Source organism: Bacillus chungangensis (genome assembly GCF_030812995.1).
In the GTDB taxonomy this organism is placed as follows: domain Bacteria; phylum Bacillota; class Bacilli; order Bacillales; family Bacillaceae_C; genus Bacillus_CF; species Bacillus_CF chungangensis.
Window position 1 is genome coordinate 1 of the sequence record NZ_JAUSTT010000015.1, and the last position, 20,323, is coordinate 20,323.

Consider the following 20,323-nt stretch of genomic DNA (forward strand, 5'->3'; position numbering starts at 1 on the left):
TAACCGTACAAAACGAAGGATTCCTTTAAGTTTATTTGAGCTAATTGAGAGTATAAATCCAGTCATCAGAGGATGGGGCAACTATTATCGAAAAGGCTCATGTACGGAAGCTCTTCAACAAACTCCAACGTTGGATAGTAAGACGAATATGGAGCCACAGATTTAAAAGATGGCGAAACATGGGTTGGAAAAGACTTCATGAGTCTAAACTTTATTTGGATTACAAACTTGTAAATCTTATCTCATTAATTCCAGATTTAGAATCTAAAGTTGCATCCAAAGGATGACATAAAGGAAAGCGGATTACGGGAAAACTGTACGATCCGTTTAATCGAGCGGACGGAGGAAGGCTTTTGCCGACCTCCTTCGACTCTACACTGATGAAAATCAGGAAGGGCTGAACAATTTATAGTGTTTCTACACCATGAATGCATGAAAGATAAACTTCGGAATGTGTTCGAAGGTTGTACAGAAAGCATTGTCCAACAAGCAATTAAGGCAAAGGGGAATCCCCTCTGCCTTAGACCATTATCTAAAAGTACACACTGTAATATAAATTGAACCGCCGTATACGGAACCGTATGTACGGTGGTGGGAGAGGGGCGAAAAGTTCTTAACTTTTCCCTCTACTCAATTTGCCATCTCTTAAAGCAGTTAGATGAACGAGATGCCATGATAGTAGGAGTCAATTGATTTCAGTCAAGAGGATAAGATATTTAACTCCAAGAATGTTGTTAAGTTTTTTAAAATTTTTTATATAGAAAGGAGAAATGACGTGGCAGAAAATTATTATACGATTCTCACGAATGTTGGGAAGGCGAAAATAGCTAATGCCCAAGTGTTTGGTGAAAAAGTGGTAATGACCCATCTCGCAGTTGGTGATGGCAATGGGATGCATTATAACCCAATAGAAAATCAAACAGCGCTTCGCAACGAGGTTTGGCGTGGGCATATTGGTTCTATCGACACAGACTTAGAGAATCCGAACTGGATTGTTCTGGAGGCTACTATCCCTTCAAATGCAGGAGGATTCAATGTTAGAGAGGTCGGAGTATTTGATGATGAAGACAATTTAATTGCAATAGGGAAATATCCTGAAACGTATAAGCCGATTCTAACGGAAGGATCAGCAAAAGACCTATATGTTCGCATGATTATCGAGGTAACAAACGCTGCATCTGTCCAATTAAAAATTGACCCGACCATCGCCATGCCATCGCGAAAATGGGTGGAAGAAGAAATAGAAAAACATGCAAAAACAACCGCTTCATTGACACAACGTGGACACGTTCAACTGTCTGATGATATTAATAGCACAAGTACAGCGGAAGCTGTAACACCAAGTGCGGTTAAAGCAGTAAATGAAAAAGTTACTGTACATTTAGATAATAAAATGAATCCCCATAGCGTCACAGCTAGTCAAGTAGGGGCTATTCCCTTAGCTGAAAAGGGAAAAGCAAATGGAGTAGCTTCACTTGGAATTGATGGGAAAGTACCAGCAGAACAGTTGATTGATGCAACAACTTCAAGAAAAGGTGTCGTTCAATTAAATAGTAGTTTAGGTAGTACAAGTATAACGGAAGCGGCTACAGCCAGTACGGTTAATCAGGTGTATGATAAAATATCCTCTCGTAATGTAGAAATTGGTGCTGGAGCTTTAGTAAAACAAGATATGGGAATTGCAATAGGACTTCAATCAAAAGCAGATGGAGTTAATGGATCTGTAGCTTTGTCATATAGAGCTCAAGCTGTAGGAACATCTTCTATAGCTTTAGGAATGGATGCTCTTGCATCAGGATCAACTTCAGTAGCTATAGGTAGGGATACAAAAGCAACAGACCTCGCTACCCTCGCTTTAGGCGACGAAGCAGAAGTTAGTGGGACTGGAAGTGTTGCTTTGGGTTACCGTTCTCGCTCACTTAATAAATATGAAGGGGTTTTAGGCTCAACATACCCAATTTCGGCAAATAAATGGATAGTACCAGGTAATTTTTCCGTTCAAGGTTCAAAAAACTTCGAAATCCCTCATCCAGCACCACATAAAAAAGCAACACACGTTATAAGGCATGGTGCTGTGGAGTCTCCTACCCCTGGGGATACTTTGTATCGCTATACAATAAAAGCAACAGAAGATGGACAAGTAATCGAACACCAATTACCTGACTACTTTGAACACCTTAATGCAAATGTTGATGTGTGGGTAAATGCTCATAAACACTTTGCTCATGCATTTGGAGAAGTTCAAGGTGGTATTCTCAATGTCACATGTGAAAAAGCTGGAGAATATAATGTACTTGTAATTGGAACTAGAAACGATGACAACGTACAAGAGTGGTATGTAAAAGGCGTTGAACGTGAGGTAGGAGAAAGCTGGCTAGGAGAAACATATGTATTTGAAGTAGATGAAATAATAGAAACAAAAGAGATGAAGGAGGAAGTAGAATAATGAATGTAATTATTACTCGTTCCAATATACAATTTAAGAACCCTAACATTGGACAGCCTACAAGATCAGTTGAGGAACATTACAATGGTAGAAGAATCACTGCTCTTATAGATGGTAAAGAGCGACTGTTTCGAATCAAACCTGAAGAGATGCTTTTCGAGGTTAAAGAAGCTGACATGATCGCAGCCATTAAAAAGAAAATTATTGCAGAAAAAGAGCAACAGAAAGAAGAATCACAATAAGCCCACACCTTAAACAAGGTGTATTTTTTTTGGAGCCATTCCGGGTCCCTTTATTCTTACAGGAGGTAACCACAATGCTAGAAAATATCGTCAAAACGGTGGCAGCTGCTAGTGCGGCTGCTGTCTCTTTTTTATGGGGTGAGTGGAGTATTTTGCTAAAGATTTTGTTGGCTTTTGTCATCATCGATTACGTAACAGGACTCATTGCATCAGCTGTGGAAGGAAGGCTGAGATCAAAAGTCGGCCTAGTAGGGATTGCGAGGAAAGTATTGATTTTCCTCATGGTTGCGGTTGCTAATTTAGTAGATATTGTCTTGATAGAATCGGGCATTAGAGAAGAGCCGTTCTTAATGATGGCGGTCATTGTGTTTTACATTATCAATGAGCTGCTCTCGATTACAGAGAACGGCGGGCGTATTGGACTACCGATTCCAAGTCAAATTCGGCAAGCGATTGAAATGCTGAATCAAAAGGAGGTGAAAAAGTGAGTTTCATAGATGAGATTGCCCCTCATGCACAGGAGATCGGCATAGAGAATGATATTCTCCCCTCGCTGATAATTGGGCAGGCGATTCTTGAAAGTGCTTCTGGTAAATCAGAATTGGCGCAAAAAGGGAATAATTTGTTCGGGATTAAAGGAGCATACAATGGCGAGTCTGTCACGATTTTAACGACAGAATTTGTTAATGGAGAAAAAATCAACGTAAGCGCAGCTTTCTGCAAATATCCAAGCTGGCGCGAAAGCATCGAAGCTTTAGCAAACAAATACGTAAACGGTGTGTCATGGAATCGGGATTTATACCGAGCAGTCGTCGGTGAAAAAGACTATCGAAAAGCTGTTCAAGCTGTGAAAGACGCTGGCTATGCGACCGATCCTGCGTACGTCAGTAAAGTAGTGAATGTGATCGAGAAGTACAATTTAACCAAATATGATCAAATACCGGAAAGGGTGGATAAAATGACGAAAATCTTTATCGATGCTGGACATGGTGGTACTGACTCAGGAGCAGTTGGGAATGGTTTGAAAGAAAAAAATGTCACACTGCAAATTGCGAATCGTGTACGTAATATGCTGCAAAATGAATACCAAAACGTATCAATCAACATGAGCCGTACAGGCGATCAAACACTGTCGCTTAAACAGCGGACAGATATGGCTAACGCTTGGGGAGCCGACTTTTTCCTTTCTATTCATATTAACTCTGGAGGCGGAACGGGCTATGAAGATTATATTTATGACAAGCTTTCTGACAGCTCCTCGACAGCGAAATTACGCAACGTGATCCATGAAGAGATTGCCAAACTCATTGGCATGAGAAACCGCGGCAAGAAAAAAGCGAACTTTCATGTTCTTCGTGAATCGAAAATGCATGCCGTTTTAACGGAAAATGGCTTTATTGACAATGCTAGTGATGCCGCACTAATGAAAAGCACTGCATGGCTCGACAAAGTAGCTCGCGGGCATGTGAACGGTTTGGCAAGAGCGTTTGGACTAAAAAAGAAAAGCGGCATCGCAACCCCTACAGTGCCAAAGGAGGAACCAACAGTGGACAAATCACAGCCATCTGCATGGGCGAAAAAAGATTGGGATGAAGCTGTCGCTAACGGATACTTTGACGGCACTCGTCCGCAGGACAACATCACTCGTGAGGAAATGGCGGTAGTGGTAAATAGATTAAGACAAAATATGCTCCCATTGATACAAGGAAAGAAATAAAAACCGGGGCTTACGATAAACTGTACCCTTTGTATAGGACATTTTAAAAAAAGCTAGACAACTTGTTGAAGCTGCTGTCTGTACTTTGCAGGCGGCAGCTTTTTCAAATGCCATTGCCCTCGATAATGGTTGTAATACATCATATAACTCTTAATTTCTCGTTTGACTTCTTCTAACGTTTCACATTCCTCGATATTTGTTTCATCTTTAAAATGCCCAAAAAATGATTCTTGTGGCGCATTGTCCCAGCAGTTTCCTCGACGTGACATGGATTGTCTTAACCCCATTTTCTTCACAAGTTTTTGGAATTGTGGATTGGTATAATGAAATCCTTGATCCGAATGAATAAAAGCATCTTCTGTTAAATGGTGGTGTTTCTTCAATTGATGAAGCGTATTAAGGGCAATGTCGATACTTAACGAAGACGACACTTCATACGCTAAAATTTCATTCGTTTCGGCGTCCTTAATCGTTGATAAATAAGCGCGTTTACTGCCTCCATACGTTAAATAGGTGATATCCGTCAATAACACTTTCCCGACCACACCTTGTTTAAAATTGCGTTGTAATTCATTTGGACATGTACGATGTTCTTTTGTCGCTTTTGCCATACGTCGAGCTGGATTCGCTTTTCGAATCGGGCAGATAATCTGATATTTTTTCATTATGCGGCGAATACGTTTCAGATTGTACGTAATCCCGTATTGATTTTCTAACGTCATTTTAATTTGACGTGCACCTTTTTTGCGCCCCCGAAAATGATACGCCTTTAAAATGATTTCCTTTACCCCTTCATCTGCTTGTTCTTGCGCCACACGTTTCTGTGCTGATTTTTCTAAAAAATAATTGTAATAGCCAGAACGAGATACACCCATCACATCACATAAATAGCTGACTAAACGCTTTAATTTATACTTTTTCATCGTGTGATGGATGAGTTCAAACTTTAGTGCCGTAGCGATTTTTATTTTTCTTCAACATCTGCCTTTCGAGTAGATCGAGCTTTTTTAACAGTTCATTCTCTGCTTCAAGTAATCGATTTTTCGCCTCTAATCGCTTCAATTTCTCTTCCAATGTCAATTCGCGTTCAGAAGGTCTACCTGAATTTGTTTTACGTGTATCTTGTAAACCTTCTACACCTGCTTTAGGATAAGCAGCTCGCCAACGTTTTCCTGAAGATTCGATTCGTTTTATACCAATTAATTCAACATCTAAACCAGCAGTTTCAAAAATTTCTCTTGGTAATTTACCTTTTTCATTTTCCGCAATAAAATGACGCTTAAATTCGTCCGTATATGTGATTGCTTTCTCACTAACTGCTTGCACATTCGGATTACATTTGAGCTGTTTTTGTTCCTTTCTCGTAAAATATCTTTTGGTCATTTCACTCTACTCCAACATCTTTTTTCTCATTATAAACAAAAGTACCCTATAGGATAGACTTTTTTTAAAGTGTCTATCTTATAGGGTACAGTTTACGACCAGCCCCTAGTTTTTTATGTTTCCTTCCACTCCGATTTTCTTATCTTCAATAAATAATTTATCTATCATGGGGCACCTATTTTCTCCCTGTCTGCAAGTTCCACTCAAATCTTCTCGTAATCTTTTACACTTATATAATGTACAATCAGGTACGTTATTAGCTATAATCCATCGTTAAAAGTTATCGTTCAGTTCCCAGAAAATAGTAGTAAAAAACAGCATTGTTGCTATTGACAACTTATGTCGGAAGTAATATGCTGGATTTGCAAACGTTATCAAATTTATGCAAACTTGTCTACTCAAGTATACGAGTTGTGGAGATTTTATAAACAAGTGAAGGAGGAGAGGTTATGGGGGTGGATAGGGAGAGCTTTACCCCAATTTATCTTCAAATTGAGGAGGACATTAGATCACAAATTTTATCAGGGAAATATCGAGAAGGGGATCGACTGCCTTCTGAGAGTGAATTAATTAAAACATATGATGTGACGAGGACAACTGTTCAACGAGCATTGGCGGGATTGGTAAACGAAGGAATGATTGAAAGGATTCATGGAAAAGGTTCGTTTGTCCGCTTGCGGGCTGTGCGGGAAAATATTTGGAATTTTAGTGGGTTTTCTACCTACGCAAAGAAAACAAATCAAATCCCGATTACAAAGGTAATCGAGCATGAAGTATATCAAGAACAAAGTGGAAAATACTTAAAATTAGTCCGGTTGCGGGGTTTTCATAAACATAATAAAAATCAGTGGATTACGTTGGATACGTCTATTTTAAGTTTAGATATTTTCCCAGGACTGGACAAGTATGATTTTTCCACGCTGTCATTATATGAAACATTAAAAAATGAATATAAAACAGAACCTGATCATGCTCGCTTAAATGTCAAGGCAATGTTAGCAAATGAACAACTAATGGATATTTTTGAATTAACAACTCCAATGCCATTATTGAATGTCCAAGGAAATGTGATGGATCAACAGGGGAGAACGGTTGAACAAGTCAATGTAGTCTATAGCAAGGATGCTGATTTTAATTTTGTTATCAATATTTGATTTTCGGGAATGGACAACAAGGAGGACATAGCATGCGAGACCATATTTTAGGCACACTATACGGATTGGCAATTGGAGATGCAATGGGAATGCCATCTGAATTATGGAGTAGAAGAAAAGTAAAATCTTACTTTGGGACAATTGAGACGTTTTTAGATGGACCTGAATCGAATGATGTAGCGAAAAATTTTTCCAAAGGACAGTACACGGATGATACGACACAAGCGCTGTTAGTGTTAGACGCACTGATCGAGCAGCAGTTCCAGCCAGATGAGCAAACAATTGCATCTAAGTTAATTGAATGGGCTAACAACATTCATGCTTTTGATAACAATATTTTAGGCCCTAGTTCAAAAGCGGCTTTATTAGCTGTAAAAAACGGCGAAGATCCATCGTCTATTACTGCAACAGCAGAAACGAATGGAGCTGCAATGCGAATTGCTCCAATAGGTTGTTTATTTAATACCAATCAAACAAGTGCCTTGATCGATTATGTTTGGCGAATCAGCAAGGTTACTCATGCATCAGACGTTGCGATCGCTGGAGCTGCGATGATAGCGGGAGCAGTGAGTGCAGCTATCGAGCAAAAAAGTTGGGATGAAGTCATGTCCTATGTGATGAAAGTGTACGATGAATCATTATCTTATGGTGCAGATACATTTAGTGCCTCTTTAAAGGAACGTTTAAAGCTAGGGATCACATATGCAGAAAAATACGCTGATGATGAAGAAGCTTTTGCTGCTCATATTTATGATGTTATCGGCTGTGGGGTATTGACGAGCGAATCGGTGCCAGCAGCGTTAAGTATTGCGTATTACGCCAAAACAGTTAAAAACTGTGCGCTATTATGCGCGAATATTGGCGGCGATACCGATACAATCGGAGCAATGGCAACAGCTATTTGTGGAGCTAAACAAGGCTTCTCAAAAATAGAGGATGATTTTATCAAACAAATCAATGAAAGCAACCCTGTAAATTTAAATCATTATGCAGACCATTTATTACAATCTAGAAAAAAATTACATGGAGGTCATTAGAATGGAATCAAAAAAAGAGTTTATTTCTGTTCCAATGAACGAACGAAATGGTAAGCCAAAAGACTTATTTTTCATCTGGTTTGCTGCTAACATTGGGATTCTAGGTGTTGTCTATGGAGCAATGATAGTTGGTTTTCAGTTAAGCTTTCTTCAATCTGCTTTGGCAGCTTTGGTTGCAGCGCTTTCTTTTGTATTGGTAGGCTATATTAGCATCATTGGAAAAAACAACGGGATCACAACGTTTAAACTTTCTAGGGCAGCTTTTGGTATGAAAGGGAACTGGATTCCGAATTTTCTAGGATGGTTAAATTTAGTTGGTTGGCTTTCTGTCAATGTTGTGACAGGGACATTGATTTTGAATTCCCTATCTAATGTGCTTCATATGAGTCAAAATCATATTATTACAGTCATTTGTTTACTTGTTTTTGCAACGTTAGTGCTATTTTCAGGTTTGTTGAATCAAGATCAATTGGCGAAACTGCAAACCTTTTTTACGTATGTTTTTGGTGGATTAACATTATTGATTCTTGTCATTCTTATTCCAGAGACAGACTGGCATCAATTAATGACGATGCCTAATGGCAGCTGGTTAACGGGCTTTTTGCCAGCCGTTTCCATCATTATGGCTGGAACGGGGATTAGCTGGTCGATTGCAGGTGCCGATTATAGTGCCTACCAATCACCAAATAGTAAAAACGCCAGTGTGATGAATAGCGTTGTATTAGGTGCGGTCATCCCTTTATTTGTCATTATGTTCGTTGGCATTTTATTAAGCACATCTGTGCCAGACATTGCTGTCTCCGCAAACCCTATTGATGTAATTGGACAAGCTTTGCCATCATGGATTACAGTCATTTACTTTATTACGGCAGTTGGTGGTTTAGTTCCACAATGTATTATTAGTCTTAAATCGGCTCGGGTTAATTTAGAAACATTAAATATTCGTGTATCTGATCGAACTTCATTAACGATACACGGTGCTATTATGATATTGATTCCTATATATGTATTATTTATCTCTCAAGATTTTTTATATAATTTCCAACTATTCCTTGGGTTGCTTGGGATTGGCATTGCTTCGTGGGCAGCGGTTTTTATTGCTGATTATTATTTTAATCGGAAAGATGGATATGACATTGCATTGCTAAGTAATAATGGCGCTCATATAGTAAACCGAAATGGCGTTATTAGCTGGTTTCTCGGGATAACGATCGGTTTTCTCTTTACGAACACAGATTTCTTTAGTGGACCATTTGCGAAAGGCATTTTCAAAGATAATAGCTTAGGTTTACTTTTAGCTTTCATCAGTAGTTATGTTTGCTTTGTTATTGTTCAGCTCTTTTTCAACAAGGAGGGCCATGGAGATGGTACAAAATCAAGCGCAAAATAGTCATGTTTTAATTGTTGGAGCAGCTGTAATAGATATCATTGTGCGGGTAGAAAGACTGCCGCAAACGGGCGAAGATGTCTATGGAAATCATGAGACAACAATGGTAGGAGGGTGTGCGTACAATGTTCAGCAAGTCATTCAACAGTTTGGCTTGAAAAACACTTTATTTGTTCCGATTGGCAAAGGTCCTTATGCAGATATCATTAGGGAACAATTGTCTAAAAAAGACATACCAATGATGTTAGAAGACCCATCACAAGATAACGGGTGGAATATATCGTTTGTAGAAGCAGATGGTGAAAGGACATTTCTTACTGTTCCCGGCATTGAGACATGTTGGAAAAAGGAATGGTTCAATCTCATTCATCTAGCAGACTACGATTTTATTTACGTATCTGGCTACGAGTTGGAAGGCGCTTCAGGTGAAGTATTGGCAACAGAGATTAAAAACCGAAAAGCACCGCATGCGAAGGTAATTTTTGATCCGGGGCCTAGAGTATCGTTTTTATCTAAGAGCGTACTGGATTGTATGTTAAGTGCTGGAACAATTGTTCACTGCAATCGTGATGAGTTAATGGCGTTATTTCCAAATCATGATGTGGAAGAAGCAGCTAACGAACTTGCAGGTGTAACTGGAGAAGCTGTCGTTGTCACGATGGGCAAGAAAGGCTGTTATTTCGTTGATAAAAATCATGCAGGCATCATTCCTGTTGAAAAAGTGCAAGTCGTTGATACAATAGGCGCTGGTGATTCACATACAGGAGCGTTTATCAGTGGATTGGTACAAGGGTTGTCAATAGAAGCAGCATGTCAGCTTGGGAACGATATATCCGCGAAGGTTATCCAACAGTCTGGAGGAGCATGTGAAATATAGCGCTTCATTGTTTCCAAGGATGCAATAACTTCCTTTATAAAAACATACAAAAACAATCGTCCAAGCTTGTAAAATGAAGTGACCACTACTACATTTTAAGCGAGGACGATTTTTTATGAGCAAGCAAATTTGACCTGCTACAAAGGATTTCGTTTGATGATTTTTACAAACACGAGAACAACTAAATATGCCATGAACATTCCGAGGCTTATGACTCCAATTCCCATCCCTGTCCAGCCTCCAATAAGAAAAGAAAATAATAGTACAGCGGCTGTAGAAATGAATAACGCTTTTAGTGCCTTTTGTTTACCCCTTTTTATTCCCAACATAAAAAAATAAATGATGATATTTAATAAAAACCCCGAGCTCATCAACTTCAAAATATTCATTATTTCACCATTTTCGACAATTCTGATGATTAGTATGTTATCACAATCAATATGCGTTAACAATACGTTATATAACAACTAATATCACTTTTAATAGGACAACATAGTTCTAATAAAAATGATTGACACCTCATTTTTAAAGGCATCTTTCTTTTTTGGATATGTTCCCATTCATCGCTTGATGGAGCATGATTTCCAATATTTTTTTTACTTCATTGTTCATCTGTAAGTATTGAGAAGATTTTTTCTTATTACTTAAGTGGTAAAATTGAATAGCTAGTTCTTTTGCATAATCTTGTATATAAGTCCATAGATTTTTATCTTTGAAATAATGAATCGCTTTTTTTACTACCTCCTCTAACTGCTCTACAGGTAAGTAATCATTTAACGTCTTTAGAATCGTAAAATGGTACATGTACTCCTTATCACAAACTTTTAATCCTTGTTTAATATATATAGAAGCTTTTTCTTTATTTCCAGTTTTGAAATACTCACGAGCCAATAAAAACATCGTTTTGTAGTCTTTTTCTTCGTCTTCAAATGATTGAGATAAGTATCGGATTGCTAATTCTGAGAGGTTCTGTTCTGCATAGAGTAATCCTAAATTGTAATTCGTTTTTAAGATTAGTGACAAGAACGAATCGTCCTTTTGTTCTTTTAAGATACGGAGAGCGGCAATGAAGTGTCTTTCTGCAATTTTAAATTGCTTAAAACGAATACACGCCATTCCGATCGTATTATTAGAAGCGGCAAGTTTGATTTCATAGCCAGGTCTATTAGTAAAAAACTCTTTTGCTTTTGTAGCTTGTATGACTGCAGCGGCTTCTTGTCCAATATAGTAATAGAAGAGGGATGTCCGATGGTTGAATTCTGCTTTTTCTGCTTCATCAGGGATGGACGTTAATAATTTTTCGGCTTGTTCCAGGTGTTTCCTTGCTTCGCTATAGTTACTAATCTCCGTCGTATAGATAAATGTAAAGAAATGATAATAATATTTTATGGAATGATCCGTTTCCGCTGAAATGTCGATACTTGAATTTAAATCACTTTTATATTCCCCTATCAACATGTTGAAGCGGAATACTAATAAAGAATAATAATTCAATATTTTTTGAGTAGGTTTAATCTTTTTTATTTTTGTGTCAATTTCTACTTTCAATTTTTTTGCGGTAATAATATGATGTGAACGCATTTCGACATACCAATCATTCAGTAATTTCATAATACCTTTTTTTGTAACGATCTTTGTATTCAACTATACCATCCTTTCTTCAGGTAAATTGATTTATAATTTAATGGTAGAAAAAATCTCTTCGTCTTCTTTAAGGAAATTATTACGATAAATTGATAAGTTTGTCAAATATGATCAAATAAAAGCTAATTCTAACCAACCATTTTAACCCACAAAATGACCTAGGTCATTTTATCTTACCTATGTAATAAAGTAAGAATCGGAAGCGCTTTTACATATTGTACTTCATTGATAAGATGAACATGTAAATAATCAGCAAGGAGGCCACCATGAAAAAGAAAAAATGGAGTGACTCGATTCAAAAGTTTGGACGAACGCTGCTTTTGCCAATTGGTGTTCTAGCGCCAGTTGGGATGATATTGGGAATAAGCGGTGCACTCGTTCAACCGTATATGATTGAAAGGTTTGCTTTTTTAGGTAATGATGCTGTAAATACTACTCTTACTAGTATTCGAACGATCGCCGGCGTCATCTTTGACAATATTCCCTTATTGTTTGCAATGGGTGTCGCCTATGGTATGAGTAAAAGAGATAAAGGTATTTCCGTTTTTGCTGCGACAGCTGGATATTTAACGTTGATTATCACGATGAATGTATGGCTGACGATTACAGGTAAGATGGCGGATCCTGAAGTAATGACGCAATTTGGACAAATTAGTGTTTTAGGGATCCAGACAATGAATATTAGTGCGGCAGGAGGAATTCTGACAGGATTGATTGCCGCATGGGCTACGGATCGTTATTATAACCTAGAGCTTCCCACTGCTTTTGCCTTCTTTTCAGGGAAGAAATCTGTACCAATTATTACAATCGGTATCATGATTGGCGCTGGCCTTATTCTTCCATTTATTTGGTCATTTTTTGTCGGTATATTAATGCATCTTTCGGTCGTTTTTCTCAGTAGTGTTGGACCATTTTTTACAGCTGCAGGTGAAAGGCTTTTCATCCCATTCGGACTTCACCATGTATGGAACGTTCTGTTTAGATTTACAGAAGCCGGCGGCAGTTATGTCATAAATGGTGAAACGTATGTTGGTGTTGTACCAGCAATGACTGAGGTTCTCTTTAATCAAGGGCCGAACAGTGAATATTGGGAACTAATGCCGAAGCTTTCAAGATTTATGGCGCAACAACAAATGTTGGTTACTTTATTCTTATTCCCAGCGATTGCTGCTGCGATGTATAAAGCTTCTTATAAGGAAAATAGGCCTGTTGTTAAGTCCATGTTAATTACAATGGTGTTAACAGCAGTATTAGGAAACGTGACAGAACCATTAGAATTTACTTTTGTATTCTTAGCACCGTTATTATATGTTGTTTACGCTTGTATCGTTGGGATTGGAGCAGTACTATTGTCGTTCGCAGGTGTTGCAATTGGCTACATCCGCGGGACTATTTTTGACTTCGCTATTTTCGGATTATTATATGAACATTCAAATTGGATCTTCTTAGTACTGATTGGAACGATATTAGCAGTTATCACTTATTTCATTTTTTACTGGGCAATTATTAAGTTTGATATCAAAACTCCTGGTAGAGAAGAACAACAAAATCTTGATAACAAATTAATCAGAGAGAAACGTTACGGTGAAATTGCGGACATTGTTGTTCAAGCATTGGGAGGAAAAGCGAATATTACAAACGTAGACAACTGTATTACACGATTGCGGATTGATTTAGCGGATGTCAGTGCCGTTAACAAAGATCAATTACAAACATCGGGATGTACAGGATTTTTCTTCCCATCAGCTAAGCATATCCATATTGTATATGGGCCGCAAGTTGAGTTTGTAAAAAATGCAGTCGATGAAAAATTAAGATAGCTATCAATGCTGGAGGTCGAACAAAGTGAGAGCATTTTATGATTCCAAAAGCAAAACAATTGATGATCGGGGAATTAAGCAGCTTTTCTCGCAAGAAGAAAAATATAAAACATGGCTATTATTCGAAGCAGCCTTAGCACAAGCACAGGCAGAGGCCGGTATTATTCCTGCTTCGGCAGCAAAAGATATTAAAGAGGCCGCTAAAACTGAAAATATTGATTTTGAAGAAATGGATCGCATTTATAGAAAAATTGGGCATGGCTTCGTCCCTTTCTTAAAAGTGTTAGTAAAAGCATGCCCAGGAGATAGTGGCAAGTATGTACATTATGGCATTACAACGCAAAACATCCAACAAAGTTCCCAACTTTATATGGTGAAAAATGTCCATAAAAAGTATATGCAATTAATAGGTGAAATCCTTGAAAACCTTAGTAAATTGGCGCTAGACAATAAAGATGCTGTCATGCCAGGCCGTACACATGGCCGCCATGCGATACCGATTACTTACGGCTATAAAGTATCTGTTTGGATTAGTGATTTAATTGCTTGCTACGAGCGCATGGTAGAAGCAGAAAAGAGAGTCTTTAAAATCATGATGGGCGGTGCTGTTGGAACCTTCAGTTCGATGCCAGAAGTAGGGATAGAAGTACAAAAACGCGTGGCAGAACTCGTAGGCATGTATCCAATGGAAGTCCCTTCTAGAAATATTAGTACACATAAAATTGAATACATGATGAATTTGTCCCTTTTAGCTAATATTTGCCATAAAATGGCGGAAGAAGTGTATAGTACAACTTTAGAGGAAATTGCCGAGGTTTCTGAAGGCTTTAGCAAAGGGACAGTTGGCAGCAGTACGATGCCGCATAAAATTAACCCTAAATTAGCGAAAGGCATCATTGCCAATTCACAAAAACTATACTCCTTGCCTGCTGTAGGAATGTATTCAGCTGTACGTCCTTATGAAGGCGACAGCAGCTCATATATGTTGTTTGATGGTATTTTAGAAGAGGCATTAGAATTAACAACCGAGGTTTTATTGCGCTGTGAAGAATTAACACGGACGATCGTCGTTCATAAAGAGCGCATGCTTCATAATGTCATGCGCAACAAAGGCTTAGATAACAGTGAGTATGTGATGATGAAATTATCTAAAAAACTAGGAAAAGATAAAGCACATTCATTAATGTACGAAATTGCAATGAAAACAGCAGCCGAAGGTGAAGATTTCTATACAAATCTGCGAGCTAATGAACTGATTGCCAGTGAATTTTCAGAAGAAGAAGTGAAAGAAATGATCGATCCAAGAAATTATATTGGCTTATCCGTTACATTAGCAGAATTAGAAGCTGGTAGAGCGAAACAGACAGCCAAAACGATTTTTGAAAAATATAAAGATGAATGATGATGGCTAAGTGTTCCTAAAATAAAAGCGAGAGAAGAAAAACATATTTTTTCTTCCCTCGCTTTTTTCTTGCAAGATAGCGTGCAAAAGCCTTGTTTTCCATATTTACACCATAGCTAGTTTCTATTTTTATGTGATATACTTTAATTGATAAAAAGAAATGATAACCACACAAAACATTTAGTTTACAATTGCTGCATGACATAGAATGGCATCATATATTCCAATAATATGTAAACCCATACAATCGTTCAGTTATTAAAATTTTTATCCCACATCTAACTGGCAGTAAGACCCCCACCTCGGGGAGTTAGAGTAATCCAGAAGTCTAGGTGGGGGATAACTGAAAGTCAAATGTCCGATTGGTTCGGGCCGACAGGATGTCGGTCACAAAGGCGTTGCAACAGGACGTTGCGATCTTAGCCTTTGTTCTACTTCTTATCAGTAGGGGATGAGAGAAAACCCCCACTGATGGAAGTTTCACTTTATCGCTCACAAATTTTACGTATAAAGCGTTTTTAATATAAAAGAGGGGAACTTTTTATGCTCAACTATCTTGAAAATTATGATGATATGACAATGAGTGAAAAAAAAGTTTTAAAATATATCGTAGAAAATACAGAATTGATTCCTTATTTGAAAATTAGTGATTTGGCTGAAGCAACGTTTGTTTCTAAAACGGTCATTATTAACCTTTCTCAGAAATTGGGATATAGTGGATTTAAAGAATTAAAATATCATCTAAGCAGTCTTCTCAAAGATGAAATTACCGAGACAGTGAATCATAAAACTTCTTACAAAGATAGTTTGCAACAGAGTATTTTTAAAACGATTTCATTAGTTGATCCGAATGTTCTCGAAAATTGTGCACAGATGATTCGCTCGTCAAAAAATGTCTTTATTATGGCCAGAGGAACGAGTAAAGCTGCAGGCTATTATTTGGAACATTTACTCTTATCGATTGGCATACAATGTATCTTTATTAAGGATTATAATTTATCGGAATTATTCACCAATTTTGTAACAGAAAATGATTTGGTTATATTCATTTCCATGTCTGGAAACACGAAAAAAATCATTGAATCAGCGAAAAAAGTGCAAATGAAAAAAGCAAACATGATTAGTATGACGTCTTTCCAATCTAATACGCTGTCCAATTATACAAAGAATAACTTATATTGCTACACTGACTCGGCAGATACGAAGCGAAATGATAAAATCTCTAGAATTGGTTTTTTCTTAATCATTGACTTGTTAATTGATCAACTATCTCAAAATAATAACACTCAAGCGCAAATAGAAGGCTGAAACCAGGCATTGCTTAGTTGTTAGGTGAGGGTATGCATGCAGCACAAATATTGTGAAAAAGTTAACGAAGTTTTGTACTAAATGCTATTGAAAGTGGTTTGAGACATCTTGCAGTTGATATGAATTTCAACCAACTAAAAATCAAACAGCGCTTCGTATATGAAAAGTTAAAAGCGAGATAAATCAAGTATCAACGGACGTTCGCCGTTGATTTTTTTTCTGTGAAAAAAGAGAATTAGAGTGCGGCAGCGATTGCAGCTGTCGTTTTTTTATGGGGATTGGTCTTTATTTAAAAAAAGAGATTTTTTTACGGTTGTCTTACGAATGCCACCATATAGTGAAGGGTAAAAATGATCAGTAAAAAAGTCTCGGTAGCTTGATTCATTCACAACCCTATTACAAAAATAGAAGATTAGAAGTGGTCTCACTTCTCACCTTTTACATAACGCAAGCAAAATTTGCCGGAGGTGGTGGTGATGTGAAGTGGTCAATTGGAAAAAAATAAGAGAAGAATGGGAAACATCTCAGCTGACGTTAAAAGCATTAGCAGAGAAGCACAATGTGAAGCTGGGAACATTAAAAAGCAGGAAAAGCCGTGAAAAGTGGTCGAGGGATGCACAGAAAAAAGAATTCCCTCCGAAACAATTAACAGACAAGCAAAAGCTCTTTTGCACTTATTATGTGAAAAATTTTAATGCGACACAGGCAGCAATCAAGGCTGGATATGCGGTAGATAGTGCCCATGTAACCGGAAATAAATTGTTAAAACATCCGAACGTTTTGAAAGAAATTAAGCGGATGAAACAAAAGATGACGAATGAACTAGCAGTTAGCGCGATCGATGTGCTCGACAAATATATTAAAATTGCTTTTGCCGATATCACCGATTATATGAGCTTCCATCAGAAAGAAGTGCAAGCGATGGATGAGTTTGGTCCGCTAAAGGATAAAGATGGGAAGCCGGTGACGAAGCTTGTGCAATACGTTGATATAAAGGAGCCTTCAGCTGTTGATGGTACGATTATTACCGAAATAAAGCAAAATAAATACGGTGTGTCGATTAAGCTTGCCGATAAGATGAAGGCGCTGGAGAAATTGTCTCTCTATTTCGATCTGTTCCCTGATGCGTTCAAACGAAAAATTGAAGCTGAAAAGTTGAAAATTGCTCATCATAAACTAAACGATGAAAAAGCAGACTATGAGGACGATGGATTTCTTCATGCTTTAGACGGGAAGACAGAGGAAGTTTGGAGCGATAGCGATGAATAAAAAAAGAAAACCTGCACCATTCAAATTCCGTCTTTTCTCTAAAAAACAGCTGCAAGTATTAACATGGTGGAGGAAGCATTCTCCTGTCAACGATAAAGATGGCATCATTTGCGACGGCTCTGTACGAGCGGGCAAGACGATTGTCATGTCGCTCTCTTTTGTGATGTGGGCGATGGAAACTTTTCAAGATGAACATTTCGGGTTGGCTGGAAAAACGATCGGCGTGTTTCGCAGAAATGTGGCTGCACCGTTGAAACGGATGCTCATATCCCGCGGCTATCAAGTAAAGGACCAGCGGGCGGATAACATGTTATCGATCACATTTCAAGGTACAACAAATCACTTTTACATTTTCGGCGGCAAGGATGAAAGCTCACAAGACCTCATTCAAGGAATGACACTCGCTGGCATGTTTTTCGATGAAGTGGCGCTCATGCCAGAAAGCTTTGTTTTACAGGCGACAGCCCGCTGCTCAGTAAAAGGGGCCAAATTTTGGTTTAACTGCAACCCTGAAGGCCCTTATCATTGGTTTAAGGAAAAATGGCTCGATGAAAAAACGGAGAAGCGGCTAATTCATCTTCATTTTACAATGGATGACAACCTTTCATTAGCTGAAGAGACGAAAAGGCGTTATCGCCGCATGTATAACGGCATCTTCTATCAGCGGTTTATTTTAGGCTTGTGGGTGCTTGCGGAAGGAGTCATTTATGACATGTTTGATCAGGAAAAGCATGTTGTTCCAACAATCGAAAGGCCGTATAAAGCCTATTATGTCAGCATTGATTATGGTACGCAAAACCCGACCACTTTCGGGCTTTGGGGATTGCACAAAGGCATTTGGTACAAAGTGAAGGAGTATCATTACAGCGGCAGGGACAAGAAGCGCCAGAAGACGGATGCAGCATATAGCGATGATCTGAAAGCATTTATAAAAGGAATCAATCCGAACGGCATCATTGTTGATCCTTCAGCCGCTTCGTTTATAGCCCAGTTAGAGCAAGATGGTTTTGCCGTCATCCGTGCCGTCAATGATGTCGAAAACGGTATTCGCAACGTGGCGACTGTACTAAGTGAAGGGAAAATCAAATACAATGACTGCTGCCAGGAAACGTTCAGAGAGTTTGCGTCCTATATATGGGATACGAAAGCGGCTGAGCGCGGCGAAGATAAGCCTGTCAAACAAAACGATCATCATATGGATAGTGATCGATATTTCATCAACACCATTGTTTCCAAAAAAGAAAACGTCATAGATAGTGTGGTGATATTATGAGAGAAAAAGTGATTGTCGACAACGTTCATATTGCGAAAAGGGAAGAGCCGAAAAGCAAACAGCTGCAAGCGGACGCCTTTTCGAACCTGTATATGGAAAAAGGGCTTGTCAGGCCTCTATATTCTTTAGAGTCTTTGTTAAGGATGAGAGAAGAAAATCCCATTCATGGTGCTTGTATCGATGCAAAGGTTGCCGATATCGCCGGAATGGGATTTTATTTTGCCCCTGAAGAGGAAATTGCGCAGCCAAATCAAGCACAGTATCAAATGTTAAAGGAATTCACGCGTCGTGCAAATGATGATATGACCTTTTTAGAATTGCTGCGCGCTTTTTGGGATGACTATGAAACACTTGGATGGGGCATCATCGAAATCGTTCGCTATGGCGATGGGACACCTGCTGAATTGTATCATGTACCAGGACATACAGTGAGGGCGCACCGCGATGGCATTCGCTTTGCTCTGCATGTGGATGGTACATATCGCTGGTTTAAGCGCATCGGCACTGAGCAGCATTTTGATATGGAAACAGGTGAGCCTGTTCAGCATGTGTCAGATGAGCAGGCTGCTGGCGAAGTATTGGTTATCCGCAAGTACAATAGCCGCTCAAGCTTTTATGGTGTCCCTGACTATGTGACGGCGCTTGGCACGATTGCCGGTTCGCAGGCAGTAAGGGATTATAACTTAGAATTTTTCAGCGGCAAAACAATACCTGATACCGTATTAACGTTAGAAGGCGTTGATGGCGTATCTGATAAAGTGTCTGCTGAATTAAAAGCATTTTTCAGCTCTTCAGTCAAAGGACAGCACCATAAGCTCGCGATTTTGCCTTTGAGAGGGAATACGTCCAGTCCCGTCAAGGCTAATTTTCAAAAAATAACGCCAGACGTAAAAGAAGCATCCTTCCGTTTATATCGCCATGATAATGCGATTGAAATTTGTGTTGCGCATCGTGTGCCGCCATATCGCATTGGCTGGCCGATTGTCGGGGGACTGGGAGGCAGTACAGCTGGGGAGATGAACGAAATTTACAAACGATCTGTCATCGAGCCTGGGCAGGAAATATTAGAGGATCGCTTAAATCAGCAGTTGTTTTCATTGTTTCACGATCGATTAGATTGGAAATTCGAGCTGAATGAAATTGATCTCGATGATGACGACAAAAAGCTGGAATACAATGTGAAAGGCGTTGCGAGCGGCCTCTTGTCGCCAAATGAAGCGCGGGCAAATATTGGCTATGAGCGCTACCCTGAAGGTGATCTATTTTACATGCCATCCTCCTTTCAACGAACAGGAAAAGATGTTGTGATTAAGCATGATGCAAATAACAGCGATGATGATTAGCTTTTAAAGGAGGTGATCGTG

At 38.7% G+C, this 20,323-nt stretch carries 18 protein-coding genes and 1 pseudogene; 16 read left to right on the plus strand and 3 right to left on the minus strand.

Annotated elements, in window-relative coordinates:
• The first annotated feature begins 52 nt into the window (after positions 1–52).
• The 6 genes and pseudogenes from J2S08_RS12715 (at position 53) to J2S08_RS12740 (ending at position 4,405) form a co-directional block, all read left to right on the plus strand.
• Positions 53–166: a group II intron maturase-specific domain-containing protein gene (locus tag J2S08_RS12715; protein WP_307230276.1), complete on the plus strand. Its 114-nt coding sequence runs from the start codon at positions 53–55 to the stop codon at positions 164–166.
• A 609-nt stretch (positions 167–775) separates the two neighbouring features.
• Positions 776–2,446 carry a phage tail-collar fiber domain-containing protein gene (locus J2S08_RS12720; RefSeq protein WP_307230064.1) on the plus strand — a complete coding sequence of 557 codons (1,671 nt, stop codon included), beginning with the start codon at positions 776–778 and terminating at the stop codon, positions 2,444–2,446.
• Positions 2,446–2,688: a hypothetical protein gene (locus tag J2S08_RS12725; protein ID WP_307230066.1), complete on the plus strand. Its 243-nt coding sequence runs from the start codon at positions 2,446–2,448 to the stop codon at positions 2,686–2,688. Before J2S08_RS12720 ends, J2S08_RS12725 begins: the two co-directional genes overlap by 1 nt.
• Positions 2,689–2,762: 74 nt before the next feature.
• Positions 2,763–3,176 (plus strand): phage holin family protein, encoded by a 414-nt coding sequence (locus tag J2S08_RS12730; protein ID WP_307230068.1) that lies wholly within the window; start codon positions 2,763–2,765, stop codon positions 3,174–3,176.
• A pseudogene (locus J2S08_RS12735) lies at positions 3,173–3,598 on the plus strand (glycoside hydrolase family 73 protein); the annotation flags it as partial. The gene J2S08_RS12730 and the pseudogene J2S08_RS12735, both read left to right, overlap by 4 nt.
• A gap of 48 nt (positions 3,599–3,646) precedes the next feature.
• Entirely contained in the window at positions 3,647–4,405 is a 759-nt protein-coding gene (locus J2S08_RS12740; RefSeq protein WP_307230278.1) for an N-acetylmuramoyl-L-alanine amidase family protein, read from the plus strand.
• Positions 4,406–4,458: 53 nt separating this feature from the next.
• On the opposite strand, the gene J2S08_RS12745 is transcribed toward J2S08_RS12740, so the two are convergent.
• A protein-coding gene (locus J2S08_RS12745) for an IS3 family transposase (protein ID WP_370875684.1) occupies positions 4,459–5,788 on the minus strand; the annotation gives its coding sequence in 2 pieces (ribosomal slippage) (positions 4,459–5,380 and positions 5,379–5,788; 1,332 coding nt in all).
• A 449-nt stretch (positions 5,789–6,237) separates the two neighbouring features.
• Between J2S08_RS12745 and J2S08_RS12750 the strand changes: the two genes are divergently transcribed.
• Genes J2S08_RS12750 through J2S08_RS12765 form a run of 4 tightly spaced genes read left to right on the plus strand, consistent with a single transcriptional unit; the run spans position 6,238 to position 10,243 of the window.
• Positions 6,238–6,942 (plus strand): GntR family transcriptional regulator, encoded by a 705-nt coding sequence (locus tag J2S08_RS12750; RefSeq protein ID WP_307230071.1) that lies wholly within the window; start codon positions 6,238–6,240, stop codon positions 6,940–6,942.
• 32 nt (positions 6,943–6,974) lie between these two features.
• Positions 6,975–7,979 (plus strand): ADP-ribosylglycohydrolase family protein, encoded by a 1,005-nt coding sequence (locus tag J2S08_RS12755; protein ID WP_307230073.1) that lies wholly within the window; start codon positions 6,975–6,977, stop codon positions 7,977–7,979.
• Position 7,980: 1 nt separating this feature from the next.
• A complete protein-coding gene (locus J2S08_RS12760; protein ID WP_307230075.1) occupies positions 7,981–9,369 on the plus strand; it encodes a purine-cytosine permease family protein in 1,389 nt (462 codons plus the stop codon).
• Positions 9,344–10,243 carry a PfkB family carbohydrate kinase gene (locus J2S08_RS12765; RefSeq protein ID WP_307230077.1) on the plus strand — a complete coding sequence of 300 codons (900 nt, stop codon included), beginning with the start codon at positions 9,344–9,346 and terminating at the stop codon, positions 10,241–10,243. The genes J2S08_RS12760 and J2S08_RS12765 overlap by 26 nt, the downstream gene beginning before the upstream one ends.
• Positions 10,244–10,380: 137 nt before the next feature.
• Here J2S08_RS12765 and J2S08_RS12770 read toward each other — a convergent pair whose 3' ends face one another.
• Both J2S08_RS12770 and J2S08_RS12775 read right to left on the minus strand, forming a co-directional pair.
• A complete protein-coding gene (locus J2S08_RS12770; protein WP_307230079.1) occupies positions 10,381–10,710 on the minus strand; it encodes a hypothetical protein in 330 nt (109 codons plus the stop codon).
• A gap of 58 nt (positions 10,711–10,768) precedes the next feature.
• Positions 10,769–11,887, minus strand: coding sequence for a response regulator aspartate phosphatase (locus J2S08_RS12775; RefSeq protein ID WP_307230081.1), 1,119 nt, complete (start codon positions 11,885–11,887; stop codon positions 10,769–10,771).
• 266 nt (positions 11,888–12,153) lie between these two features.
• Between J2S08_RS12775 and J2S08_RS12780 the strand changes: the two genes are divergently transcribed.
• From J2S08_RS12780 to J2S08_RS12805, 6 genes are all read left to right on the plus strand, one after another.
• Entirely contained in the window at positions 12,154–13,707 is a 1,554-nt protein-coding gene (locus tag J2S08_RS12780; protein WP_307230083.1) for a PTS transporter subunit EIIC, read from the plus strand.
• Between the two features lie 25 nt (positions 13,708–13,732).
• Positions 13,733–15,109, plus strand: coding sequence for a class-II fumarase/aspartase family protein (locus J2S08_RS12785; protein WP_307230085.1), 1,377 nt, complete (start codon positions 13,733–13,735; stop codon positions 15,107–15,109).
• 543 nt (positions 15,110–15,652) lie between these two features.
• Positions 15,653–16,417, plus strand: coding sequence for a MurR/RpiR family transcriptional regulator (locus J2S08_RS12790; protein WP_307230087.1), 765 nt, complete (start codon positions 15,653–15,655; stop codon positions 16,415–16,417).
• A gap of 483 nt (positions 16,418–16,900) precedes the next feature.
• Positions 16,901–17,686: a terminase small subunit gene (locus J2S08_RS12795; RefSeq protein WP_307230089.1), complete on the plus strand. Its 786-nt coding sequence runs from the start codon at positions 16,901–16,903 to the stop codon at positions 17,684–17,686.
• Entirely contained in the window at positions 17,679–18,959 is a 1,281-nt protein-coding gene (locus J2S08_RS12800) for a PBSX family phage terminase large subunit (RefSeq protein WP_307230090.1), read from the plus strand. The genes J2S08_RS12795 and J2S08_RS12800 overlap by 8 nt, the downstream gene beginning before the upstream one ends.
• Complete coding sequence (locus J2S08_RS12805; RefSeq protein ID WP_307230092.1) at positions 18,956–20,302, plus strand: phage portal protein; 1,347 nt, start codon at positions 18,956–18,958, stop codon at positions 20,300–20,302. Before J2S08_RS12800 ends, J2S08_RS12805 begins: the two co-directional genes overlap by 4 nt.
• Positions 20,303–20,323 lie beyond the last annotated feature (21 nt).